We start from the raw sequence: 22,772 nt of genomic DNA on the forward strand, positions 1-22,772 counted from the left end.
GGTTCTGCACCTTTATGATTGCAATCGTCATCATAAACCGCAAACCCATTTTTTGCGTACGACTGTAATCAATAAGAGGCTTCCATGAAGGTTTCCAAAGCACAGGCCGCAGAGAACCGGCAGGGCATCCTGGACGCAGCCGCCCGCCTGTACCGCGAGCGGGGGCTGACCGGTGTGGGCGTGGCCGACATCACGCGCGATGCCGGGCTCACGCATGGCGGGCTGTACCGGCATTTCGCCTCCAAAGAGGCGCTGGTGCAGGAGGCGTGCACCCAGGCGTTCGACTGGTCCATCCCCGTGCTGGATGGCGAGCGGCCCCACGCGACAGTGAGCGACCGCGTCCGGCGCTACCTCTCGCCCGAACACCGCGACGCGCCGGGCTCGGGCTGCCCCGTGGCCGCGCTGGCGGTGGACGCCGCGCGGGCGGGCGGGGGGGTGTCCGAAGTGTTTGCCCAGGGCATCGAGCGCAACATCCAGCGGTTTGCCCAGTTGCTGGCCGACAGCGCCGCCGATGCGGACAGCAGCGCCGCGCCATCGCCACAAGACCGCGCCCGCGCCATCCATGTGCTGGCCACCATGGTCGGCGGGATGGTGCTGGCGCGCGCCACCGCAGCGGCCCAGCCCGCGTTGTCGAACGAGCTGATGCAGACGCTGCAGACGCAGCTGACAGACTGGCTGGAAGACGGTACCCCCAGCCCTTCGGACCGATAAAAAAAGGGCTGCCAGCGCTTGTTCAACAAGCACCGGCAGCCCTTCGAGAGTCACATCACCGGGGGCAAGGCGCCCCAGGGATCAAATCAGGCGCAGCAGGCGTCGCCCCAGGCAGGCGCCCCATTGCCCACCGACGCACGGCGCCACCAGGCGGCAGGGCGAGCATCGGCGGCATCGCCGCGCACCCAGCGGTACTGCAGGCGGCGGCCGTTCAGGGGTTCGACCACCACCGACTGGCCGGCCGCCACGGGCAGCGACTGACCTGCGCACAGGAACATGTCGCTGCCGTCGCCAAGACCCTGGCCCAGCGTGACCCAGGCCTGGCCTTCGGCAATGCGCAGGGTCATCGCGGCCTTGGGGGCCAGGGTGACGGCGGCGCCTGCGGCCACCTGCCCCGCCTCACCGGCGGCAGCGCCCGTGGCGCGGGAAGATGCAAACAGATGCAAAGCGTGAGAGGTTGTCATGGCTTTCTCCGGGTTAACCCTAATATGACCGTATGGTGCGCTGGTTGCAGAACAACGTCCAATGAAAAGCACGGCACCGATTGATGCTTTTCCTGCATGAGCCGCTCAAACGGTTCTGCGCTGTAGCGGTGCTGCTATCCGAAGCAGAGCAAACCGGGCCAGGCCAGCGGCAAACCGACCCCCAGCGCCGGCCACACCGGCCAGCGCCGTGCCCAGCGCACGGCCGCCCTGCCCCAGCGCCTGTCCCAAGTCGCGCAGCGGCTGTACCACGCCACATTCCCAGTCCCGGGCGGCCTGGCTGGCGGGCCTTGTCAGCGCAGAGGCTGGCAGCGCATCCCAGCGGAAAGCCACCGCCTCCGCGCTGCCCTGGGGGTTCCACGCCTCCATCACCACATGCTGCCCCGGCGCAACCGTCAGCTGTTCGCCCGGCTGCAGAACATGGTCTACCGCGGCGCCCGGCAGGTCCGCCAATGCGCCGCGCAAGGTGACCCACGCCTGCCCCTGGGCGATCTGCAGCACGCCATGGGAGTTGGGCCGCAAGGACAAGGCTTGGCCTGTAGCCAGTTTCCAGCAACCGGCCGCGCGACGGCCAGCCGTGGCGGCGTGGACGGATTGTTGCGATTCCAGAACGTTGCGGGCGGACATGACAGGCTCCTTGGCTTCAGTAAAACGTGTTGAGGAGCCTGAATGGTGCGCTTTGCACCGTACACAGTCCAATGAAAACGCGGTACGCTATTCATTCCATCGACGCATGAATCATCCTTTGCAGGAATGCCGCCATGACCTCTGCCGAATACTCCCCCGCCGTCTTGCGCACCCGGCCCGTGGCCACTGGGCACTGGCGCGCCTTCCTGGCCGTGGCCAAGCACCTCAACTTCCGCGCGGCGGCCGACGAGCTGGCCCTTACCCAGTCGGCCGTGAGCCGCCAGATCCAGGCGCTGGAAGAAGAAGTGGGCGTGCCCCTGTTCCTGCGCCACACGCGCGCGGTGGAGCTGACCAGCGCGGGGGCGCAGCTGCAGCGCGCGGTGGGCCCGGCGCTGGAGCGCATGGACGCCGCCGTGCGCCTGGTGCGCCAGACGGCCGGGCGACGCAGTGTGGCCATCACCACCTGGGCCAGTTTTGCATCGATGTGGCTGATCCCGCGCATGGAGGAGTTCCAACGCGACAACCCGGGCATCGACATCCGCATTGATGCGAGCGACGTGCAGGTGGACCTGGACACGTCGGACGTGGACCTGGCCCTGCGCTACGCCATGCCCGCCGGGGCTACCCAGGGCGGCATTCGCCTGTTTGGCGAGCAACTGGCTGTTGTGGCCAGCCCCTGGCTGCTCAAGAGCGGCAAGCCGCTGCGCACCCCCGCCGATGTGGCGCAGTTCACCCTGATCGAGGCGGGCGACGCCCACCGCACGCACTACCTGGAATACCTGAGCTGGCGCCGCTGGTTCGACACCCGCGACCTGACCAAGCTGCAACCCCAGCGCTGGCTGTACTTCAACTACGCCCACCAGATCGTGCAGGCCGCGCTGGCGGGCCAGGGCCTGGCGCTGGCCCGCATGCCGCTGATTGCCGATGCCCTGGCTTCGGGCGACCTGGTGGAGGTGCTGCCCGGCCACCGCATCGACTCGCCCCTGGCCTACTGGCTCATGGTCGGGCCCCGCAGCGCGCAGCGGCCGGAGATCAAGGCCTTCTGCGCCTGGCTGCAGGTGCAGGCCGAGGCCACCCGCCAGGCGATTGGGGATGTGCCCGACCCGGATTTGAACGACAACCTGGACGGGTCATGAAAAAAGCGCTGGGCCTTGCGGCCTCAGCGCTTTCATTTTGATAGCGGTCAGCGCATATTCCTCTAGCGCTTGCGGCTGTTTTGACCCCAAATCAGGCCAACGTTACCCGTGCAAACTTGCGCTTGCCCACCTGCACCACGTAAGTGCCGGCGGCGAGCTTCAGGCCCTTGTCGCTAACCACGCTGCCTTCCACGCGCACGCCACCGCCGTCGATCAGGCGGTTGGCCTCGCTGGTCGAGGGAGCCAAGTTGGCCTGCTTGAGCAACGCACCAATGCCCAGCGGCGCGCCCGACAGGCTCACCTCAGGGATCTCATCGGGCACGCCGCCCTTGCTGCGGTTGATGAAGTCCTGCTCGGCCGCGTCGGCGGCGGCAGCACTGTGGAAGCGCGTGGTGATCTCCTTGGCCAGCATCACCTTGGCGTCCTTGGGGTTGCGCCCGCCCTCCACCTCGGCCTTGAGCGCGGCGATCTCGGCCAGGCTCTTGAACGACAGCAGGGTGAACCAGTCCCACATCAGGGTGTCGCTGATCGACAGCACCTTGGCGAACATGGTGTTGGCGTCCTCGGCGATGCCGATGTAGTTGTTCTTGGACTTGGACATCTTGTCCACGCCGTCCAGGCCCACCAGCAGCGGCATGGTGAGCACACACTGCGGCTCCTGGCCGTATTCCTGCTGCAGGTGGCGGCCCATGAGCAGGTTGAACTTCTGGTCCGTGCCGCCCAGCTCCAGGTCGCTCTTCAAAGCCACCGAGTCGTAGCCCTGCATCAGCGGGTACAAGAACTCATGCACCGCAATGGACTGGCCGGTGGTGAAGCGCTTGTGGAAGTCGTCGCGCTCCATCATCCGTGCCACGGTGTAGCGGGAGGCCAGCTGGATCATGCCGCTCGCGCCCAGGGGCTCGCTCCACTCGCTGTTGTAGCGAATCTCGGTCTTGGCCGGGTCCAGCACCATGCTGGCCTGCTTGTAGTAAGTCTCGGCATTCACCTTGATCTGCTCGGGCGTGAGCGGAGGGCGCGTGCTGTTGCGGCCCGAGGGGTCGCCGATCAGGCTGGTGAAGTCGCCGATCAGGAAGATGACCTGGTGGCCCAGATCTTGCAATTGCCGCATCTTGTTCAGCACCACCGTGTGGCCGATGTGGATGTCGGGGGCCGTGGGGTCCAGGCCCAGCTTGATGCGCAGCGGCTGGCCGGTGGCCTCCGAGCGCGTCAGCTTCTTGACCCATTCGTCCTGTGGCAGCAGCTCTTGCACACCGCGCAGCGAGATTTCGAGGGCTTGTCTTACACCATCAGAGACCGGGGTTGTTGTAACAGCAGATTGATTCATAAGGGTTTTTTGGGATGTCTAGACAGCATGCACCGCTATACTTCAGCCCACATTGCAGAGGCGGATTCTAGTGGGACCGCCGTTTCGACCTGTTTTTCATCAACCTGTCGAATGGCTGCAGCCTGACAGTCTGTGCTCCTGGCCCCGCCCCGCATACGCACCGGGGGTGTGCCACGGATCCGCAATCACCCTGGGGATAGACCTTTGATTCACGGCCTCACTACGGTCCGCACCGCCAGCATCGCTTTGCTTGACCGGCTGTCCCGCACAATCCAGCAACATCCCAAACGCATCACCGCCGCCGTCGCAGCCATCCTGCTGACGGGTGGCGGCGGCGCATTCGCCGTGGCCTCCTTTGCACCCGATCCGGCCGAGCTGCCGGTGCGCATGGTGAACTACCCGGTCGAATCGCTGGCTGAGAACATGGTACTGGGCCAGCTCGACGCTCCCAGCTTTTCGCTGTTCCGCTCCGAACAGGTGCGCAGCAGTGACACCCCTGAATCGCTGCTGCAGCGCATGGGCGTGGCCGACCCAGCCGCCGCCGCCTTCATGCGCAGCGACACGCCGGTGCGCCAGAACGTGCTGGGCCGCACCGGCCGCATCGTGTCGGCCGAAACCACCGACGACCACCGCCTGATTCGCCTGACGGTGCGCTGGGTGCCGGACGACAGCGGCAACTTCCGCCGCCTGATCGTCGAACGCACGGGCGACAACAAGTTTGCGACCCGCATCGAAACCGCCAAGATGACGACCAACAGCCGTCTGGCGGGCGGCATCATCCACAGCTCGCTGTTTGCCGCCACCGACGCGTCGAACATCCCCGACGCCGTGGCCGTGCAGGTGGCCGAACTGTTCTCGGGCAACATCGACTTCCGCCGCTCGCTGCGCAAGGGCGACCGCTTCTCGGTGGTGTACGAAACCCTGGAAGCCGACGGCGAGCCCCTGTCCAGCGGCCGCGTGCTGAGCGCCGAGTTCGTCAACAACGGCAAGACCCACCAGGCCATCTGGTTCCAGGAGCCCAACGCCGCCAAGGGCGCCTACTACACGCTGGACGGCGAAAGCATGCGCCGCGCGTACCTGACCTCGCCCGTCGAGTTCTCGCGCGTGACCAGCGGCTTCAAGATGCGCCTGCACCCCATCCTGCAAACCTGGCGCGCCCACCTGGGCACCGACTTTGCAGCCCCCACAGGCACCGCCGTGCGCACCGTGGGTGATGGCGTGGTGGAGTTTGCGGGTGTGCAGAACGGCTACGGCAACGTGGTGTTCGTCAAGCACCGCAACCAGCACGTCACCGTGTATGCCCACCTGAGCCGCATCGACGTGCGCCAGGGCCAGTCGGTCGAACAAGGCCAGACGCTGGGCGCCGTGGGCGCCACCGGCTGGGCCACCGGCCCGCACCTGCACTTCGAGTTCCGCGTCAATGGCGTGCACCAGGACCCGATGACCATCGTTGCCCAGAGCGAAGCCGCCGCACCGGTGTCTGCCGCCGCGCGCCCTGCGTTTGACCGCCTCGCTGCCAACATGCGTGTTCAGCTGAACGCTGCCGCGCTCATCGAGCAGGCCAGCGCAGACTGATCCCGGCTTACCAACGACGCACCCCACCCGGCAGGCCATGTCCGATCTGTACATCGGCCTGATGTCGGGCACCTCGCTCGACGGGATCGATGGGGTGCTGGCCGATTTCTCAGGCCCGCGCCCGCGGGTCACGCACCACGCCAGCGCCGCCTTTGCCCCCGCACTGCGCGCCGAGCTGCTGGCCCTCAACACCCCCGGCGACAACGAACTGCACCGCGCAGCGCTCGCAGGCAATGCGCTTTCCCGGGCCTACGCCGAGGTGGTGCATACCCTGCTGCAGCGCAGCGGCCACCCGGCAAGCGCCATCCGAGCGATGGGCGCCCACGGGCAGACGGTGCGACACCGCCCCCAGGAATTTGACGGCACAGGCTACACCCTGCAGCTGGGCAGCCCCGCCCTGCTGGCCGAGCTGACAGGCATCACCGTAGTGGCCGACCTGCGCAGCCGCGACGTGGCCGCAGGCGGCCAAGGTGCGCCGCTGGTGCCCGCCTTCCACCAGGGCGTGTTCGGCCGGCCGGACGAGACGGTGCTGGTGCTGAACATTGGCGGCATCTCCAACCTCAGCGTGCTGGGGGCAGATGGCAGTGTGCTGGGCTTCGACTGCGGCCCGGGCAACGCCCTGATGGACCACTGGTGCCAGCAGCACACGGGCCAGCCGTTTGACAAGGACGGTGCCTGGGCCGCCACCGGACAGGTGCTGCCGGGCCTGCTGGCCGCGTTGCTGCAGGAGCCCTATTTGCACAAGGCGCCCCCCAAGAGCACAGGACGCGATCTGTTCAACCCCGCCTGGCTGGCCGCACACCTGCAGCCCTTTGCGCAGGCCACTGCGGCCGATGTGCAGGCGACATTGACCGAATTCACCGCAAGCGCTAGTGCAATATGCGCCAATAGCTATCTAAAAAATAGCAAAACCCTGGCTGTATGCGGTGGTGGTGCGCTCAACGGCCAGCTCATGCAGCGGCTGCAGGCCGCCTGCCCGTCCCTGCGGGTGGTGGCCACCGATGCGCTGGGCCTGCCCGCCCTGCAGGTGGAGGCCGCCGCGTTTGCCTGGCTGGCGCGCCAGGCGCTGAACGGAGCACCGGGCAACCTCCCCAGCGTGACGGGCGCCGCGGGCCCTCGCGTGCTGGGCGCGGTGTACCCGGCCTGAGACACCCCGTCTACACAGCCCAAGGCGCGGCGATCAGCCGTGGTCCCCGGCATCGACCGAGGCCCCCGCCTGGGTGCCGGACCGGTCTTGCGGCGACAGTTGCCAGAAGATGCCCGCTGAAGCCACCGTGATCAGCCCCATGCAGGCAAACGTGGCCTGAAAGGCTTGCAGTGTCTGCGCTGTTCCCGAAGGCTGGAAGAAATCGGTGAATGCCGCCAACACGGCCCCTGCCGCAGCCACCCCCATGCCCATGGCCACCATCTGCACCATCGACAGCAGGCTGTTGCCGCTGCTGGCCATGTCGTGCCCCAGGTCCTTCAGGGTCACGGTGTTCATGGCCGTGAACTGCAGCGAGTTCACCGCCCCAAACACCGCCAGCTGCACCACATGCACCCACAGCGGTTGCGAGGGCGCCGCCAGCCCGAAACTGGCCATGGTCACCCCCACCAGCAGCGTGTTGCCCACCAGCACCTGGCGGTAGCCAAAGCGGGTGATCAGCGTGGTGGTGAACCGCTTCATGGACATGCCCGCCACCGCCACGGGCAGCATCATCATGCCCGCCTGCAGCGGCGAATAGCCCATGGTGACCTGCAGCAGCAACGGAATCAGGAACGGCATGCACGAGCTGCCCAGCCGCGCAAACAGATTGCCCAGCAGCCCGATACGCAAGGTGTCCACCGAGAACAGCCGGGGCGAAAATAGCGGGTCAGGCCGCCGCGCCGCGTGCAGCCAGTAGGCCACCAGGCTGGCCAGCCCGAAGATCATGAGCACCAGCACACTCGCCTGCCGCAACCCTAAGCTGGCCAAGCCATCCAGCGCCAGCGACAGCGCCACCATGCCAAAGGCGAGCATCAGATAGCCCGCCAGGTCAAACCGTGCCACCGTCGGCGCAGCCACCCCGGGCATGTAGCGCATGGTGGCGGCACAGCCCACCAGCCCCACCGGCACGTTGATCAGAAAGATCCAGTGCCAGGAAGCCACCTCGACCAGCCAGCCGCCCAGGGTCGGTCCGATCAGCGGACCGATCAGCCCGGGGATCGCCACAAAACTCATGGCCTGCAAGAACTTCTCGCGCGGGAAGGTGCGCAACACCACCAAGCGCCCCACCGGTAGCAGCAGCGCGCCCCCCAGCCCCTGGAGCACCCGGGCGGCCACCAACTGAGTCAGGCTGTGCGACAGCGCACAAAACACCGAGCCCGCCACAAAAAACACGATGGCCAGAAAGTACACCCGGCGCGCACCAAACCGGTCGGCCACCCAGCCGGACGCCGGGATCAGCATCGCCATGGCCAGCGAGTACGCAACGACCACCGACTGCATGCGCAGCGGGCTCTCGCCCAGGCTCTGCGCCATGGCGGGCAGCGCGGTGTTGACGATGGTGGCATCCAGCGTCTGCATGAAAAAGCCGACGGCCACCAGCCACAGCAGCACTTTCTGGGAGGGTTCCTGATGCATGGGTTGCAGAGCTTTCCAAACGAAACAAACGACCCCATGAAAAAACCGCCCGAAGGCGGTTCATTCAGTCAGCGGCGGAGGTGCAGGTCTTTGCCTGGCACAACGATCCTCAGGCAGAGAAGCTGGAGCCGCAGCCGCAGGTGGTCGTGGCGTTGGGGTTCTTGATCACGAACTGCGCGCCTTGCAGGTCTTCCTTGTAGTCGATCTCGGCGCCCACCAGGTACTGGTAGCTCATGGCGTCGATGAGCAGCGACACACCGTTCTTGGTCATGGTGGTGTCGTCTTCGTTGGTGATCTCATCAAAAGTGAAACCGTACTGAAAGCCGGAGCAGCCGCCGCCTTGCACAAACACCCGCAGCTTCAGGTCGGGGTTGCCTTCTTCGGCAATCAGGTCCGCCACCTTGGCCGCTGCGCTGTCGGTGAACAGAATAGGGGCGGGCATTTCGGTCTGGATGTTTTCGGCAACTGCGCTCATGGGGTACTCCGGGTTCAGGGTTTGTACGGAATACTACTGCAAACCTCTCGGGAATTCAGATCACTGGCTGTTTGACGCTAACTTCAGTGGGGGCTTTTCTTCCACCAGCACCGCCGTGGGAATCAACTGCCCCGCGATCACGGCCCCTTGGTGCATCTCCAGCGCCTTGTAATGCACATTGCCGGTGATCTGCGCCTTGGGCTGCAGCTCCAGCAGTTCGCCCGCATGCACGGGGCCCAGCACCTGGCCGTTGATGATCACGTGGTCGGCATGCACCGCGCCCTCGACCCGCGCGGTTTCGGAGATCACCAGGATGCTGGGCTGGTCCGCGGCCGCCCGGATATCGCCGACCACATCGCCATCAATGCGCATGCCCTCGGCAAAATGCACATTGCCTTCGATCTTGGTGCCCTGTGCCACCAGGCTTTTGATGGGTGGCTGCTTCTTGCGCGAGAACATGGTCGGAAGACTCCTGAAGGAGCAGGCGGTACAAAAGCCCGCTTGCGAAGGGAAAACGTGCCAGACAATCGGCAGGTTGTGGGCAGCGGCTGCTGCGTGGGTTGCCTGGGCGAGGGCATCGAAACCAGATCAGCGCATCCACCGTCCGCCCGCACTATTCGATGGCCATGGTCTGGCTGGTGCGTACGGTGGCGCCCTCCAGCACGCGCGCGGTCACGGTTTTTACCACGGCCTGGGGGGGCAGATCGAGCACCCCCTCGATGCGGCGGTACTGCTTGACCTGCAGCGGCTGGCCCTGGGGGGGCTGGGTCTGTGTCCACGGTTTGCCGTCCAGCGTGCCCGCCAGCACCAGTTCCAGGCGCCCATTGAACTCGGGTGCATTGCGGGCCGCCTGGATGACCAGCACCTGCCAGCGCAGCTGCATCCCGCCCAGCACCTCGGCCTGGAGCGCGCGAATGGCCAGCCCATCGGTCTTGGCGGCGGGGATTAGCTTTTCGAAGAAGCCCAGATCCTCGCGCAGCGTGCGGTTGTCGGCTTCAAGCTGGCGCACCTGTGCCATCAGGCTTTCCTTGGCGGCTCGCTCGGTGGCCAGCAGGCTCTCGGCAGTCAACGCCACCGTCTGGCGCTCCTGGCCCTCTTCGCGAAGGCGGCTGATCTCTGCCCTCATCTGAACCACTTCATCGCGCGACACGGTATCGATTCCGGCAATGGACTTGCCGAACTCGAAGGCCCACAACGCCACGGCGGCACAAAAACCCATGACCACGGCCAGGGCCAGCCAGCGAAAGGGCCAGGGCAAGGCGCTGCGGATGGCCACCCGGGGGGCGCTGATGGTCAACCGACGGCGAAGCAGGCGAAAGCGCATGGGCTCGACGGGCAGGCCCGGGAAGGCGCTCCCCCAAAAAAAGAAAAGAGCGCACCATAAACGAAAAAACCGCCCGAAGGCGGTTTTTCTCTGTAAAGCACTCGCAGGGAGCACTTTGCAGTGGACGCTGCCAAGGGCAGCATCCGGCAGGACCCAAGGCTTAACGCTTGGAGAACTGCTTGGCGCGGCGTGCGGAGTGCAGACCGACCTTCTTACGTTCGACTTCACGTGCATCACGGGTCACGAAGCCGGCTTGGCTCAGGACGGACTTGAGGGATGCGTCGTAATCGATCAGGGCGCGGGTGATGCCATGGCGGGCAGCGCCAGCCTGGCCGGATTCACCGCCGCCGTGCACGTTGATCTGGATGTCGAAGGTTTCGACATGGTTGGTCAACGCCAGCGGTTGCTTGGCAATCATGATCGAGGTTTCGCGGCCGAAATACTGCTGAATGTCTTTGCCATTCACAGTGATCTTGCCGGAGCCTTTTTTCAGAAACACGCGGGCGACGCTGGACTTGCGACGGCCGGTGCCATTGTTCCATTCACCAATCATCTCAAGGCTCCTTAGATTTCCAGCACTTTGGGCTGCTGGGCGGTGTGTGGATGCTCAGCACCACCGTACACCTTGAGTTTCTTGATCATCGCGTAGCCAAGGGGACCCTTGGGCAGCATGCCCTTGACAGCCTTCTCCAGCGCGCGGCCGGGGTGCTTGGCTTGCATGTCGCGGAAGTTCGTGGCCGTGATACCGCCGGGGTAACCCGAGTGACGGTAGTACACCTTGTCCAGGGACTTGGTGCCGGTGACCTTGAGTTGGGCTGCGTTGATAACGACGATGAAGTCACCGGTATCGACGTGAGGCGTGTAAATGGCCTTGTGTTTGCCGCGCAAACGGAGAGCAACTTCGCTGGCTACTCGTCCGAGGACCTTGTTGGTCGCGTCAATCACAAACCACTCGTGCACGACCTCAGCGGGCTTTGCGCTGAAAGTAGTTGTCATGAGTTTTCTCTTGAAAAGAGGGGTTTGGCGGGTCCTTTTCCACGGTCGGTGCTTCTCTGAAGGAAGCCTCTTAGGTGGCAAACAGTCTTCGCCGCGGGACCACAAAAGCGCTGCGAAGCCTTCCATTATACGAAAGAGCCCGGTCGCCGCGCAAGTGGACCGCAGTCCTGGCCCCAAAGCGGTCAGTTGGGCGTCTGGCGGCGGCGCTGCTCGTCGGCTTCGTACCGGCGGCGGTTCTCCACGCAAATGGCTTGATTGGCCTGGGACGGCTTCTGGCACTCCTGGTGGATACACATGGGGCGGGCCAGGAAATTGGCGTCAGCGCACACCTCCTGCGGCGAAGGCAGGCGGGGTGGCGGCGCAGGACGGGGCTTGGGTTCAGCCACCACAGGGGGCGGCGCAGGCACAGGCTCTTCGTGCACCACGATGGGGGTGGGGGCCGGCTCGGCAGTCACACGCTTGGTGGCACGGGGGGAGGGCTTGGGCGCCGAGGCGACCACAAAGGCGGGAACAGCGGCTGCGGCAGAAGCCGTGTCGGCCGGCGTGCCAGCACCTTCCGAGGCCACGGCCGCTGCGTCTGCGCCAGCCGTCCCAGGCGCACTGACGTCCACCAGCGCGGCCGCTGACGAAGCCCCTGCCGCTGGCGGCTCGGCCATCTCGGTGATGATGTCATCGCGCGGCGGTTTGCTGCTTTGGCTCCAGCGCCAAGCGCCTCCAGCAACCACAGCCACCAGCGCTGCCACCACAATGCCCGCCACCAAAGGCGAGCGCCGTGACGAGGGAGCGGGCTTGCCGTGGCCACGCACCAGATCCCGCTCCAAGGGCGCGGACCGCCGGTCCGCCGCACGCGAACCGCTAGCGCCCGGCGAGCGGTGGTGCGGCAGGTCCTCAAAGCGGGAATCGTCCTCAGCGACCACGGAGTCGCCAGCGTCGATGAACACCGTGTCGCCGGCATCGGCCGCCACCGTGTCAGGACCGGCCAGCATGACCGTGTCCGCGCCAAAGTCATCGCCGGGGCGGCCCGCCTGCTCGGGGGAAGGAGCCGCTGCGGCCGCTTCCGCACGCTGGGCCTGCGCCTGGATATCGGCCACGATGCTGGGGGCAGAGGTCACATCCACGGTGGGCGTGGGCAGCCCCGGACCGGGCTGGTCGGCGGGCTCTACCCAGATGTCGCCCAGTTCCGCCCGAAAGTCGAAGTGCTGCACATCGTCCGGCGCCGAGGTCATCTCCATGGTCTGGAGAAAGGCATCGATGCTCTGCGGCCGGTCCTCGGGCCGCAGGGCCAGGGACTGCGATATCGCAGCAACAAACGGCGCCGAATACTCCACGCCAAACTGCCGCTTGACGGTCTTGGCGATGCGGGAGAACGACACCATGCGGTCGCGGATGGAGCGCAGCGTGGCAGGCAGGGGCGTGTCGTTGGCCAGACAGCCGTGCATGACCGCCGCCAGAGAGTACAGATCGCTCCAAGGCCCTTGGCGCAGTTCCTCGTCGCCATCGGAATACTGCTCGATGGGCGCGTAATTCACCTTGAGCACGGCCGTGTGCTTGCGGTCCTGGTCATTGATGGCGTGCCGGGCGGCGCCCAGGTCCAGCAATACCGGCGGGCCGTTGTCCTGCAGGAAGATGTTGTCTGGCGAGATGTCGCGGTGCAGCGTGTTGCCGTCGTGCAGCACACGCAGCGCATCCAGCACCGACCACAGCAGCTTGCGCAGCCAGGCCTCGGGCGGGGGCGTGCGCATCTGGGCACGGGCCTGCTTGAACGTCATGCCCGAATACAGCGGCATGACCATATAGGCTGTGTTGTTGGCCTCCCAGAAGCGGAACACCTTGACCAGCGACGGGTGGTCAAACTGCGCCAGCAGCCGCGCCTCGCCCACAAAAGACACCAGGCCTGCCTGGAAGGTTTGCTGATCGGACGAAGACCGCACCCAGAGCGATTGCCCCTGCGAGCGACCGGCCAGCGCCGAGGGCATGTATTCCTTGATGGCCACCGCCCGGTGCAGGGAATGGTCAAACGCCTTGTAGACCATGCCAAAACCGCCCACCCCCAGCAAACCCAGGATCTCGAACTCCGCCAGGCGTGTGCCAGGGGGCAGCGCATCGATATGGCTGACACCGCTGGCGGGGGCTGTGCTGGAGCTTTCGGTCATGGTCGGAAGACGGGGCGGGCTGGCAATTTCACAGGCAAATCAATGGAACAACAAGCACAACGGCGGAAAGCGGACCCCACCGCAGGCGCGATCATGAGGCATGGCCGCACCGGATTTGGCAACAAATGGCTAACAGAGGACGGCCTGTCTGCCAAAAACATCACGTCCCCCGCCACCACAAGGCCCCCGATTGTGCCGCGCCCGGACGAGGGCGCTGCCCCGGCAGCACAACACACTCGTTACCATTGGGCCATGTTCAGTTATCGCCACGCCTTCCACGCAGGCAACCATGCCGATGTGCTCAAGCACACCGTTTTGATTGCTGCCTTGCAACACCTTACCGAGAAAGACGCGGCGCTGACCGTGCTGGACACCCATGCAGGCGCGGGCCTGTACCGGTTGGACGGGGACTATGCCAGCACCAGCGGCGAAGCCGCCGACGGCGTGGCCCGGCTTTTTGCACCAACCACGCCTGCCCTCACCCCAGCCCTGCAGGCCTATGTGGACATGGTGGGCGACTTCAACCAGGGCAAGGCGCTGCGCGTGTACCCCGGCTCACCCTTCATCACCCAGCGCCTGCTGCGTAGCCACGACAAGCTCAAGCTGTTTGAGCTGCACCCCACCGACCTGCGCGCGCTGGCCGGCAACGTGGCCCAGCTGGAGGCAGGCCGCCAGGTGGCGGTGCTGCACGAAGACGGCTTTGAGGGCATCAAGAAGTTTTTGCCTCCACCGGCCCGTCGCGCACTGGTGCTGTGCGATCCCAGCTATGAAATCAAGAGCGACTACGCCAAGGTGCTCGACATGGCGGCCGATTCGCTCAAGCGTTTTGCCACGGGCACCTATGCGTTCTGGTACCCCATCATCCCGCGCCCCGAAGCCCACGACCTGCCCCGCCGCCTGAAGACACTGGCCACCAAGGCGGGCAAGAGCTGGCTGCACGCCACGCTCACCGTCAAGTCGAGCAAGATCACGGAAACCGTCACGGGCGACACCAAACGCCCCGGCCTGCCGGCCAGCGGCATGTTCCTGATCAACCCGCCCTACACCCTCAAGGCCGCGCTTAAAGAAGCCCTGCCCCAGATGGCCGAGCTGCTAGCACAGGACAAACACGCCACCCACACGCTGGAATCGGGCGGCTGACCGTCCCTTCCGGTTCCCGAGATCGCGTCAAGGCGCCGCCGGGCATTCCTTGTCGTCGTCCTGCAGGGCGAACAGCTCCACCGGCTTGAGCCCCAGGCCCACCATACCCAACGCCTCGGCGGCGCCCCGGCTCAGGTCGATCACCCGGTTGCGGGTGTGGGGCCCGCGGTCGTTGATGCGCACGATCACCGTACGCCCCGTGGCCTGACTGCGCACACACACGCGGGAGCCAAAGGGCAGCGTGGGGTGTGCGGCCGTGAGCGCACGCATGTCGAACAGCTCCCCGCTGGCGGTACGCCGCCGGTGGAACTGCGCCCCGTACCACGAGGCCAACCCCACCTCGTCCGCCTCCAGGCTGAGCGGCGATCCGCCGGGAGTGTTAGGTTCCGGTTTGGCCGGGGGATCGATCAGCATCGCCTCCCCCGGTACGGACAGCAGGTTGGGGGCCAGCGCGTCCGGCTCTGCCTGCAGCCCCTGGGCGTGCGCAACCGCGAAGGCGCTGCACAGCAACCACAGCCCCACCAGCTGCCGCAGCGGCGCCCACCGGGCCACGCTGCGACAAGAGCCGGGTGGCTGCTCGCCCCCCACCATCAGATCCCCAGCCGGCGACAGATCTCCAGGGTCGCGGCGCTTTGGTTCATGGTGTAGAAGTGCAGCGCGGGCACGCCGGCCGTGCGCAGCTGGTCGCACAGATCGGTCACCACATCCAGGCCAAACGCCTTGATGCTGGCGGTGTCGTCCCCAAACGACTGCAGGCGCAGACGTATCCAGCGCGGAATCTCGGCACCGCAGGCGTCCGAGAACCGCATCAGCTGCGTGGAGCTGGAAATGGGCATGATGCCCGGCACCACCGGCACGTCAGCGCCCAGGCGGTGCGCGTCTTCCACAAAGCGGAAATACGCATCGCTGTTGTAGAAATACTGGGTGATGGCAGAGTCTGCGCCCGCCCGCACCTTGGTCACGTAGGCCTGCAGGTCCGCCTCGGGCGACTTGGCCTGGGGGTGCACCTCGGGGTAGGCCGCCACCTCGATGTGGAAGTCCCGGCCCGTTTCGGCGCGGATGAAGGCCACCAAGTCGCTGGCGTACTGGAACTCGCCGCCCGCGCCGTAGCCGCTGGGCAGGTCGCCGCGCAGTGCCACCAGGCGCTTGACGCCCATGGCCTTGAGCGTGGCCAGCTGCTCGCGCACCGACTGGCGCGTGGCCCCGATGCACGAAAAGTGCGACGCAGCGCCCACGCCTTCGGACAGGATCTCTCGCACCGTGCCAAACGTACCTTCTTGCGTGGAGCCCCCTGCGCCGTAGGTCACCGAGCAGAAGTCCGGATGCAGTGCATACAGCTGCTGGCGCGCCACGCGCAGCTTGTCGGCGCCTTCAGGCGTCTTGGGCGGGAAAAACTCGAAACTCACCGGAAACCCGGTGCCTTGCGCGTGGGCTGCATTCATGCGGCTCTCCTTGCGTGTACAAAAAATTCTCGATTGCCATCACCGCCCTGGATCGGGCTGTCGATCCACGCCCGCACTTCCAGGCCCAGAGTTACGCAGCAATCGCGGATGCGCTGTTCCACCACCGCATACAGGGACTCGTCGCGCACAATGCCGCCTTTGCCCACCTGCCCCGGCTGCAATTCAAACTGGGGCTTGACCAGCATGACCAGGTCGCCCTGCGGCGCGAGCAACGGCACCAGTGCAGGCAGCACCAGAGTGAGCGAGATGAACGACAGGTCGCCCGTCACCAGGTCAAACACGGGCGTGACCTGCACATCCTCTCGCCCCTCTCGGCGCTGGCGCACCACCGGTAAAGTGCCCTCGGCCCGCGCGCGGGCCTTGGCGGCGCGCTCGGCTTTGAAGGCTTCCACGTCTTGCTCTTTGGCATCGTCGCTGTCGTCGTATTCTTCATCGACCAGACCGCCATTGCGCATCCAGCTGTAAGGAGCGACCGGCTGGGTGTCGTTGTCTTCATGGTCTTGCACCAGCTCTTCGGACAAGGCCGCTTCACAGCCTTCGAGCAGCGACTCGGCTGTCATGGCGCGGGCATTGATCCCTTCCACGCCCACCACGCGCACATCGTCACGCAGGCGCTCATGCAACTGGCCATGCCCCACATCCACACCCACCACCTGGGCCGCGCCATGTTGCAACAGGCAGTCCGTGAAGCCACCGGTGCTCTGCCCCACATCCAGGCAGCGCAGGCCCGTCACGTCCAGGCCCGTGGCCTGCAAGGCGCCTTCGAGCTTGAGCCCGCCACGGGAGATGTATTTGGCCTCGGCATCGTCCAGCAGCCTTACCTCGGCCACGGACGGGACGTCATCCCCGTTCTTGGCCACCTTGTTCCAGGGCGACAAGGGCGTCAAGCGCCACTCCACCCCCGAAGCGATCAGGCGCTGCGCCTGCGAGCGCGTGGCGGCATGGCCACGCTCCACCAAAAACACATCTGCGCGCATCGCGCCCATCCTTTTTGAGTCAAATCGGCTGGTAGCGCTAGTGAATCATGCGCCAGCAGCTATCAATTTATGAGCAATCAAGCATTGCTCAGCATCACGGCGCCACACCACCGTGCGCGCGCCCTGTCGCCAGGGCGCGCGCACCGGGATCAGTAGCGGTAGGTGTCAGGCTTGTAGGGGCCTTGCTTGGGCACGCCGATGTAGGCGGCCTGTTCGTCGGTCAGCTCGGTCAGCATGGCGCCCACCTTCTTGAGGTGCAGGCGCGCCACCTTTTCGTCCAGGTGCTTGGGCAGCACGTAGACCTTGCCGTTTTCGTAGTAGTCGCTGTGAGTGAACAGCTCGATCTGGGCAATGGTCTGGTTGGCAAAGCTCGACGACATCACGAAGCTGGGGTGGCCCGTGCCGCAGCCCAGGTTCACCAGACGGCCCTTGGCCAGCAGGATGATGCGCTTGCCGTCCGGGAAGATCACATGGTCCACCTGGGGCTTGATCTCTTCCCACTGGTACTGCTCGAGCGTGGCGACCTGGATTTCGTTGTCAAAGTGGCCGATGTTGCAGACGATGGCCTGGTCTTTCATGGCCAGCATGTGCTCGTGGCGGATCACGTCCTTGTTGCCGGTGGTGGTCACAAAGATGTCGGCCTTGTCGGCCGCGTATTCCATGGTCACGACCTTGTAGCCTTCCATTGCGGCCTGCAGGGCATTGATGGGGTCGATCTCGGTCACCCACACCTGGGCGCTCAGGGCGCGCAGGGCCTGGGCGCTGCCCTTGCCCACGTCGCCGTAGCCCGCGACCACAGCCACCTTGCCGGCGATCATCACGTCCGTGGCGCGCTTGATGCCGTCCACCAGCGACTCTCGGCAACCGTACAGATTGTCGAACTTGGACTTGGTCACCGAGTCGTTCACGTTGATCGCGCGGAACATCAGCGAGCCCTTGGCCGACATTTCCTTCAGGCGGTGCACGCCAGTGGTGGTTTCTTCGGTCACGCCGATGATCTGGGCGCTCTTGCGGCTGTACCAGGTCGGGTCTTGCGCCAGCTTGGCCTTGATGGAAGCGAACAGGCAGGTTTCTTCCTCGCTGGTGGGGTTGGCGATGAGGGACGCGTCCTTTTCGGCGCGCTTGCCCAGGTGCATCAGCAGCGTGGCATCGCCACCGTCGTCCAGGATCAGGTTGGGGCCTTCGCCGTCGGTGCCGGCCGCGCCGAAGTCAAAGATGCGGTGGGTGTAGTCCCAGTATTCGGCCAGGGTTTCGCCCTTGATGGCGAACACAGGCGTGCCAGCGGCAGCAATCGCGGCGGCGGCGTGGTCTTGCGTGGAGAAGATGTTGCACGAGGCCCAGCGCACTTGGGCTCCCAGCGCCTGCAGGGTCTCGATCAGCACCGCCGTCTGGATGGTCATGTGCAGCGAGCCGGTAATGCGTGCGCCCTTGAGCGGCTGCTTGGCCGCGAATTCTTCGCGGATGGCCATCAGGCCGGGCATTTCGGTTTCGGCGATGCGGATCTCTTTGCGGCCCCATTCGGCCAGGCCGATGTCGGCAATGATGCAGTCGGTGTTGACCGGGGCGTTGACGCGTGCGTTCATGATGGTGTGCTCCAAAGCATGTTTGAAAAGCCACTGCGCGAAGGGGATGGTCGATACGCCTCACCGCACGCGAAGTGGATGAGCGTCGTTGCTAGATGACTCCGAGCCTCACGCCCCGCCTGTGCTGGGGACGCTGCAACGCTCCTCGGATCGGCGGATTATAAAAGCAAGTGCATTCCCGGCGCCATGCCCGAGGGGGTGAATTCATCCCGGACCTTGCACGGAACAGTAAAATCCCGCGACTGCCGCCCCTGCGACCCATGCAGGTCCCGGCCCGAAGATTTCTTGCGCAGGGCGCTCTGCCCCGCACCCATCCCATTCAGGAACCCCTGTGTCCTACGCCCCAGAAACCCGGCGCCGCCGCACCTTTGCCATCATTTCCCACCCCGACGCCGGTAAAACGACGCTGACGGAAAAGCTGCTGCTGTTCTCGGGCGCGATCCAGATCGCGGGTGCCGTCAAGGGCCGAAAGGCCAGCCGCCATGCCACCTCCGACTGGATGGAAATCGAAAAGCAGCGCGGCATCTCGGTAGCCAGCTCGGTCATGCAGATGCTGTACCGCGAGCATGTGATCAACCTGCTCGACACGCCCGGCCACAAGGACTTCTCGGAAGACACCTACCGCGTGCTCACCGCCGTGGACTCGGCGCTGATGGTGATCGACGCCGCCAACGGTGTGGAAGCACAAACCCGCCGCCTGATCGAGGTCTGCCGCCAGCGCGACACGCCCATCATCACCTTCGTCAACAAGATGGACCGCGAGGTGCGCGACCCGCTGGACATCATGGACGAGGTCGAGCGCGAACTGGGCATGCCCTGCTGCCCCATGACCTGGCCCGTGGGCCAGGGCAAGAGCTTTGGCGGCATCATCAACTTGCGCACCAAGACGATGACGGTGTTCGAATCCGGCAGCGAACGTCGCCCGCAGGACTTCGAATCCATCCCGCTCACCGATGTGGACACCCTGCGCGCCCGCTTCGGCGCAGAGTTCGACGCCGCCATGGACAGCATGGAGCTGGCTACCGGTGCATCGCCCGCCTGGGACCATGAAGCCTTCCTGGCCGGCAAACTGACCCCCGTGTTCTTCGGCTCCGGCGTGAACAACTTCGGGGTGATGGAAGTGCTGGACGCCCTGGTGGACATGGCCCCGCCGCCCGGCCCGCGCGTGAGCACGCTGGAGGTGAACAAACAGCCCGTCGTCAAGACCATCCAGCCCGAGGACGAAGGTTTCTCCGGCGTGGTGTTCAAGGTGCAGGCCAACATGGACGCCAACCACCGCGACCGCATCGCCTTCGTACGCGTGGCCAGCGGCAAGTACACGCCGGGCATGAAGCTCAAGGTACAGCGCACCGGCAAGGAGCTGCGCCCCACATCGGTGGTGACCTTCATGTCCCAGCGCCGCGAGGCCGTCGAAGAAGCCTACGCGGGCGACATCATTGGCTTCACCACCCACGGCGGCGTGCAGCTGGGCGACACCATCACCGACGGCGCCAACCTGCAGTTCACCGGCCTGCCCTTCTTCGCGCCCGAAATGTTCATGACCGTGGTCCTCAAGAACCCGCTGCGCACCAAGCAGCTCCAGCAAGGCCTGGCCCAGCTGGGCGAAGAAGGCGCGATCCAGGTCTTCAAGCCCGACGCCGGCGGCAACATGCTGCTGGGCGCCGTGGGCCAGCTTCAGTTTGAAGTGGTGCAGCACCGCCTGAAGGCTGAGTACGACGCCGACGTGCGCCTGGAAGGCTGTCAGTACACGGGCGCCCGCTGGATCACCGCCGACAACGCGGCCGACCTGCGCGCCTTTACCGATGCCTACCCGCTGCGCCTGGCGCACGACGCGGCGGACACGCTGGCGTACCTGTGCACCTCGCCGTACGACGTGCGGTTGGCGCAGGAGCGGTTTCCCAAGATCCACTTCCATCCGCTGCGTGAGCATGCGGGGTTGGCACTGCAGAAGGCCGGTTGAGCCCGCATGCAACCTCTGGATCTCTGGCCAACAGTGGCCCGCCGCGACCTGGTGGGCGTGTTCACCGACATCGACGACACCCTGACCACCGAAGGCGCCATCACGCCCGACGCGCTGCAGGCGCTGGCTGACCTGAAGGCGGCGGGCCTGGTAGTCATTCCCATCACCGGGCGGCCGATTGGCTGGTGTGAACCCTTCATGGCCGGGCCGGGGGGTTCGACCTGGCCGGTCGATGCCATGGTGGCCGAAAACGGGGCCGTGGCTTTTACCCGGGGCTCTGGCGCTCAACCCACGCTGGTCAAGCGCTACCAGCAAGACGCCGCCACGCGCAGCGCCAACCAGGCACGCATGCGCGAGATCGCCGCGCTGGTGGCTTCGGAAGTGCCTGGTGTGGCCCTGAGCCGCGACAGCGCTGGACGAGAGACTGACCTGGCCTTTGACTACGCCGAGTTCGACCGGCACCCGCCCGAGACCGTGCAGCAGATGCTGGCTCTGCTACAGCGCGAAGGCATGCAGACCACGGTGAGCAGCATCCACATCCACGGCTGCTTTGGGGACTTCAACAAATGGCAGGGCGCCAACTGGATCGTGCGCGAGCTGCTGGGGCGCGATCTGGCGCAGGAGCTGGACCGCTGGGTGTTTGTGGGCGACTCAGGCAATGACCAGGCGATGTTCCAGCACTTCACCCACAGCGTGGGCGTGGCCAACATCGCGCGGTTTGTGCCGCAGCTCTCACATCTGCCACGGTATGTGACGCAGGGCGAACGGGGCGCGGGGTTTGCGGAAGTGGCTAGGGCAATTCTGGCGCACCGCTAAAGACGAGCAAATCTAGCGACAGGGCGCTGTCGCCACAGCCCCTGGCTGATCCACGTAACGGGGCCAGCCCCACCGGGACAGTGCACGCAAGACCTCCAAGAAGCAGTTTTGACTAAAAACGCCCGCTTGCGCTAGTGGAGTATGCCGTGACAGCTATTATTTAAATAGCAAATCCATCAAACCTTGAGGAAGATATCGGTGTCCGGCGCAAAACACGCGTGCAGCGGCAGCAGGGCCCCGCCCAGCGCGCGGGCGTCGGAGCCTATGGTGCCCAGCTCCAGCCGGGGCGGCTGGTGCAGGCCTTCCCAGTTGTAGTCGGCCATCGCGTGCCGCGCGCCCTCGCACAGCGCCTGCAGCAGCTCGGGGGCCGCAGCGCCATCGACCACCACGGCGTCCAGATCCAAAAACGCGGTGGCCGAGACGATGCAGTGCGCCAGGCCCGCCGCAGCGCGCGCGATCCAGCCCCGGCTGTGTTCCAGCCACGGTGCCTGCAGCACACGCTTGTCGTAGGCGGCCATGGGGTCCAGGCCGTGTTCGCGAAAGCGCTGCTCCAGTTCCCACAGGGATGCCAGGCTGATGAGCTGCGCGGGCGCCTGGCCCGGCTGCGCGGGTGACAGGGGCAGCGAGGCCACGGCGCCCGCGTTTCCGTGCAGGCCCCGGTGCAGGTGCGAGTTGATGACCAGCCCGCCGCCCACAAAGGTGTCCATGAACAGGTACAAAAAACTCGGGATGTCGCGCCCGCGCCCCTGCAGCAGCTCGGCCACGCAGGCGGCGGAGGTGTCCTTGGCAAAACTCACGGGCAGCTCGGTCATCTGCTGCACCTGCTCGGCCAGGTCGATGTTGTTCCAGGCCTCGGACTGCGCTTCGGTCAGCCCCAGCATGCGGTGCCAGCCGCCCAGCTGGAACGGCGCGGCCACGCCCACGCCCACCACGCGCGAGCGCACCGGGCCCAGGCCGTCGAGCAGCTGGTTCAGGTGCGTGCGGATCGCGGGCAGCAGCACGTCGATGTCGGGGAAGACGTAGTCGAGCACGATGCGCTCGCGCACATGGCCGGTGAAATCGACCAGCAGCCAGTCGGCACTGCGGCGGCCGATCTTGATGCCGATGGCAAAGGCGCCGTCGGGGTTCAGGCCGATGGGCACCGAGGGCTGGCCCACGCGCCCACGCACCGGCGCTTCGCGGCGCAGCAGCTGGTCTTCATCGAGCCGCGCAGTGATCAGGCCGATGGTCTGCGCCGTGAGGCCGGTGACGCGCGCCATCTCGGCCTTGGCCAGGCTGCCGTGGGTGCGCAGCGCCTGCAGCACCACGCGCTCGTTGAACTGGCGCAGCCCCACGTGGTTGGATCCGCGCTGGCGCAGCAGCGCGGGGCTGGCGGCAGCGTTGTCAACGGCAGGTGGAGATGCTTCGGTGTCCAGCATGGTGATGAAT

At 65.8% G+C, this 22,772-nt stretch carries 22 protein-coding genes and 1 riboswitch; of the genes, 7 read left to right on the forward strand and 15 right to left on the reverse strand.

Going from position 1 to position 22,772, the window contains the following annotated elements:
• Positions 1-84: 84 nt before the first annotated feature.
• Entirely contained in the window at positions 85-711 is a 627-nt protein-coding gene (locus DNK89_RS12290) for a TetR/AcrR family transcriptional regulator (RefSeq protein ID WP_110960306.1), read from the forward strand.
• Between the two features lie 86 nt (positions 712-797).
• On the opposite strand, the gene DNK89_RS12295 is transcribed toward DNK89_RS12290, so the two are convergent.
• Positions 798-1,175, reverse strand: coding sequence for a DUF2917 domain-containing protein (locus DNK89_RS12295; RefSeq protein WP_060985389.1), 378 nt, complete (start codon positions 1,173-1,175; stop codon positions 798-800).
• 105 nt (positions 1,176-1,280) lie between these two features.
• The gene (locus DNK89_RS12300; protein ID WP_110960307.1) at positions 1,281-1,820 is read right to left on the reverse strand and encodes a DUF2917 domain-containing protein; all 540 of its coding nucleotides are present in this window, start codon (positions 1,818-1,820) and stop codon (positions 1,281-1,283) included.
• 134 nt (positions 1,821-1,954) lie between these two features.
• Here DNK89_RS12300 and DNK89_RS12305 point away from each other — a divergent pair, with 134 nt between their 5' ends.
• On the forward strand, positions 1,955-2,956 hold the full coding sequence (locus DNK89_RS12305) for a LysR substrate-binding domain-containing protein (protein ID WP_110960308.1): 1,002 nt from the start codon (positions 1,955-1,957) through the stop codon (positions 2,954-2,956).
• Positions 2,957-3,047: 91 nt separating this feature from the next.
• On the opposite strand, the gene tyrS is transcribed toward DNK89_RS12305, so the two are convergent.
• A complete protein-coding gene (gene tyrS, locus DNK89_RS12310; protein WP_110960309.1) occupies positions 3,048-4,280 on the reverse strand; it encodes a tyrosine--tRNA ligase in 1,233 nt (410 codons plus the stop codon).
• Between the two features lie 204 nt (positions 4,281-4,484).
• Here tyrS and DNK89_RS12315 point away from each other — a divergent pair, with 204 nt between their 5' ends.
• Together DNK89_RS12315 and DNK89_RS12320 are read left to right on the forward strand one after the other, a co-directional pair.
• Positions 4,485-5,855: a M23 family metallopeptidase gene (locus DNK89_RS12315; protein ID WP_015015714.1), complete on the forward strand. Its 1,371-nt coding sequence runs from the start codon at positions 4,485-4,487 to the stop codon at positions 5,853-5,855.
• 37 nt (positions 5,856-5,892) lie between these two features.
• On the forward strand, positions 5,893-7,002 hold the full coding sequence (locus DNK89_RS12320) for an anhydro-N-acetylmuramic acid kinase (RefSeq protein ID WP_110960310.1): 1,110 nt from the start codon (positions 5,893-5,895) through the stop codon (positions 7,000-7,002).
• 33 nt (positions 7,003-7,035) lie between these two features.
• On the opposite strand, the gene mdtD is transcribed toward DNK89_RS12320, so the two are convergent.
• The 7 genes from mdtD to DNK89_RS12355 form a co-directional block, all read right to left on the reverse strand.
• A complete protein-coding gene (gene mdtD, locus DNK89_RS12325; RefSeq protein ID WP_015015716.1) occupies positions 7,036-8,457 on the reverse strand; it encodes a multidrug transporter subunit MdtD in 1,422 nt (473 codons plus the stop codon).
• A 109-nt stretch (positions 8,458-8,566) separates the two neighbouring features.
• Complete coding sequence (gene erpA, locus DNK89_RS12330) at positions 8,567-8,932, reverse strand: iron-sulfur cluster insertion protein ErpA (protein WP_008907234.1); 366 nt, start codon at positions 8,930-8,932, stop codon at positions 8,567-8,569.
• 60 nt (positions 8,933-8,992) lie between these two features.
• On the reverse strand, positions 8,993-9,391 hold the full coding sequence (locus tag DNK89_RS12335; RefSeq protein WP_060986949.1) for a polymer-forming cytoskeletal protein: 399 nt from the start codon (positions 9,389-9,391) through the stop codon (positions 8,993-8,995).
• Between the two features lie 154 nt (positions 9,392-9,545).
• Positions 9,546-10,256 (reverse strand): DUF6776 family protein, encoded by a 711-nt coding sequence (locus tag DNK89_RS12340; protein ID WP_110960311.1) that lies wholly within the window; start codon positions 10,254-10,256, stop codon positions 9,546-9,548.
• A 160-nt stretch (positions 10,257-10,416) separates the two neighbouring features.
• On the reverse strand, positions 10,417-10,809 hold the full coding sequence (rpsI, locus tag DNK89_RS12345; RefSeq protein WP_110960312.1) for a 30S ribosomal protein S9: 393 nt from the start codon (positions 10,807-10,809) through the stop codon (positions 10,417-10,419).
• Positions 10,810-10,820: 11 nt separating this feature from the next.
• The gene (gene rplM / locus DNK89_RS12350) at positions 10,821-11,252 is read right to left on the reverse strand and encodes a 50S ribosomal protein L13 (RefSeq protein WP_015015720.1); all 432 of its coding nucleotides are present in this window, start codon (positions 11,250-11,252) and stop codon (positions 10,821-10,823) included.
• Between the two features lie 182 nt (positions 11,253-11,434).
• Positions 11,435-13,405, reverse strand: a complete 1,971-nt coding sequence (locus tag DNK89_RS12355) for a serine/threonine-protein kinase (RefSeq protein ID WP_110960313.1) — start codon at positions 13,403-13,405, stop codon at positions 11,435-11,437.
• A gap of 252 nt (positions 13,406-13,657) precedes the next feature.
• Between DNK89_RS12355 and DNK89_RS12360 the strand changes: the two genes are divergently transcribed.
• Positions 13,658-14,545 carry a 23S rRNA (adenine(2030)-N(6))-methyltransferase RlmJ gene (locus DNK89_RS12360; protein WP_110960314.1) on the forward strand — a complete coding sequence of 296 codons (888 nt, stop codon included), beginning with the start codon at positions 13,658-13,660 and terminating at the stop codon, positions 14,543-14,545.
• 27 nt (positions 14,546-14,572) lie between these two features.
• Here the strand turns inward: DNK89_RS12360 and DNK89_RS12365 are convergent, their stop codons facing one another.
• The 4 genes from DNK89_RS12365 to ahcY form a co-directional block, all read right to left on the reverse strand.
• The gene (locus DNK89_RS12365; RefSeq protein ID WP_370220911.1) at positions 14,573-15,097 is read right to left on the reverse strand and encodes a septal ring lytic transglycosylase RlpA family protein; all 525 of its coding nucleotides are present in this window, start codon (positions 15,095-15,097) and stop codon (positions 14,573-14,575) included.
• A gap of 38 nt (positions 15,098-15,135) precedes the next feature.
• Positions 15,136-15,987 (reverse strand): methylenetetrahydrofolate reductase [NAD(P)H], encoded by an 852-nt coding sequence (metF, locus tag DNK89_RS12370; protein WP_015015724.1) that lies wholly within the window; start codon positions 15,985-15,987, stop codon positions 15,136-15,138.
• The gene (locus DNK89_RS12375) at positions 15,984-16,985 is read right to left on the reverse strand and encodes a TlyA family RNA methyltransferase (protein ID WP_110960403.1); all 1,002 of its coding nucleotides are present in this window, start codon (positions 16,983-16,985) and stop codon (positions 15,984-15,986) included. Before DNK89_RS12375 ends, metF begins: the two co-directional genes overlap by 4 nt.
• 149 nt (positions 16,986-17,134) lie before the next feature.
• Positions 17,135-18,568, reverse strand: a complete 1,434-nt coding sequence (gene ahcY, locus DNK89_RS12380) for an adenosylhomocysteinase (RefSeq protein ID WP_110960404.1) — start codon at positions 18,566-18,568, stop codon at positions 17,135-17,137.
• Positions 18,569-18,641: 73 nt separating this feature from the next.
• Positions 18,642-18,721: riboswitch (S-adenosyl-L-homocysteine riboswitch) on the reverse strand.
• Positions 18,722-18,899: 178 nt separating this feature from the next.
• Between ahcY and DNK89_RS12385 the strand changes: the two genes are divergently transcribed.
• Positions 18,900-20,528 carry a peptide chain release factor 3 gene (locus DNK89_RS12385; protein ID WP_015015727.1) on the forward strand — a complete coding sequence of 543 codons (1,629 nt, stop codon included), beginning with the start codon at positions 18,900-18,902 and terminating at the stop codon, positions 20,526-20,528.
• Positions 20,529-20,534: 6 nt separating this feature from the next.
• Complete coding sequence (locus DNK89_RS12390) at positions 20,535-21,344, forward strand: HAD-IIB family hydrolase (protein ID WP_110960316.1); 810 nt, start codon at positions 20,535-20,537, stop codon at positions 21,342-21,344.
• A gap of 176 nt (positions 21,345-21,520) precedes the next feature.
• Here the strand turns inward: DNK89_RS12390 and DNK89_RS12395 are convergent, their stop codons facing one another.
• Positions 21,521-22,762, reverse strand: a complete 1,242-nt coding sequence (locus DNK89_RS12395) for an ROK family transcriptional regulator (RefSeq protein WP_110960317.1) — start codon at positions 22,760-22,762, stop codon at positions 21,521-21,523.
• Positions 22,763-22,772 lie beyond the last annotated feature (10 nt).

This window comes from Acidovorax sp. ST3, assembly GCF_003231145.1.
Lineage (GTDB): Bacteria > Pseudomonadota > Gammaproteobacteria > Burkholderiales > Burkholderiaceae_C > Acidovorax.

What these genes read in the sequence shown, in the direction of transcription:
- DNK89_RS12290 (WP_110960306.1), top strand. Translation starts at nt 85, where the DNA reads ATGAAGGTTTCCAAAGCACAGGCCGCAGAGAACCGGCAGGGCATCCTG.
- DNK89_RS12295 (WP_060985389.1), bottom strand. Translation starts at nt 1,175, where the DNA reads ATGACAACCTCTCACGCTTTGCATCTGTTTGCATCTTCCCGCGCCACG.
- DNK89_RS12300 (WP_110960307.1), bottom strand. Translation starts at nt 1,820, where the DNA reads ATGTCCGCCCGCAACGTTCTGGAATCGCAACAATCCGTCCACGCCGCC.
- DNK89_RS12305 (WP_110960308.1), top strand. Translation starts at nt 1,955, where the DNA reads ATGACCTCTGCCGAATACTCCCCCGCCGTCTTGCGCACCCGGCCCGTG.
- tyrS (WP_110960309.1), bottom strand. Translation starts at nt 4,280, where the DNA reads ATGAATCAATCTGCTGTTACAACAACCCCGGTCTCTGATGGTGTAAGA.
- DNK89_RS12320 (WP_110960310.1), top strand. Translation starts at nt 5,893, where the DNA reads ATGTCCGATCTGTACATCGGCCTGATGTCGGGCACCTCGCTCGACGGG.
- mdtD (WP_015015716.1), bottom strand. Translation starts at nt 8,457, where the DNA reads ATGCATCAGGAACCCTCCCAGAAAGTGCTGCTGTGGCTGGTGGCCGTC.
- erpA (WP_008907234.1), bottom strand. Translation starts at nt 8,932, where the DNA reads ATGAGCGCAGTTGCCGAAAACATCCAGACCGAAATGCCCGCCCCTATT.
- DNK89_RS12335 (WP_060986949.1), bottom strand. Translation starts at nt 9,391, where the DNA reads ATGTTCTCGCGCAAGAAGCAGCCACCCATCAAAAGCCTGGTGGCACAG.
- DNK89_RS12340 (WP_110960311.1), bottom strand. Translation starts at nt 10,256, where the DNA reads ATGCGCTTTCGCCTGCTTCGCCGTCGGTTGACCATCAGCGCCCCCCGG.
- rpsI (WP_110960312.1), bottom strand. Translation starts at nt 10,809, where the DNA reads ATGATTGGTGAATGGAACAATGGCACCGGCCGTCGCAAGTCCAGCGTC.
- rplM (WP_015015720.1), bottom strand. Translation starts at nt 11,252, where the DNA reads ATGACAACTACTTTCAGCGCAAAGCCCGCTGAGGTCGTGCACGAGTGG.
- DNK89_RS12355 (WP_110960313.1), bottom strand. Translation starts at nt 13,405, where the DNA reads ATGACCGAAAGCTCCAGCACAGCCCCCGCCAGCGGTGTCAGCCATATC.
- DNK89_RS12360 (WP_110960314.1), top strand. Translation starts at nt 13,658, where the DNA reads ATGTTCAGTTATCGCCACGCCTTCCACGCAGGCAACCATGCCGATGTG.
- metF (WP_015015724.1), bottom strand. Translation starts at nt 15,987, where the DNA reads ATGAATGCAGCCCACGCGCAAGGCACCGGGTTTCCGGTGAGTTTCGAG.
- DNK89_RS12375 (WP_110960403.1), bottom strand. Translation starts at nt 16,985, where the DNA reads ATGCGCGCAGATGTGTTTTTGGTGGAGCGTGGCCATGCCGCCACGCGC.
- ahcY (WP_110960404.1), bottom strand. Translation starts at nt 18,568, where the DNA reads ATGAACGCACGCGTCAACGCCCCGGTCAACACCGACTGCATCATTGCC.
- DNK89_RS12390 (WP_110960316.1), top strand. Translation starts at nt 20,535, where the DNA reads ATGCAACCTCTGGATCTCTGGCCAACAGTGGCCCGCCGCGACCTGGTG.
- DNK89_RS12395 (WP_110960317.1), bottom strand. Translation starts at nt 22,762, where the DNA reads ATGCTGGACACCGAAGCATCTCCACCTGCCGTTGACAACGCTGCCGCC.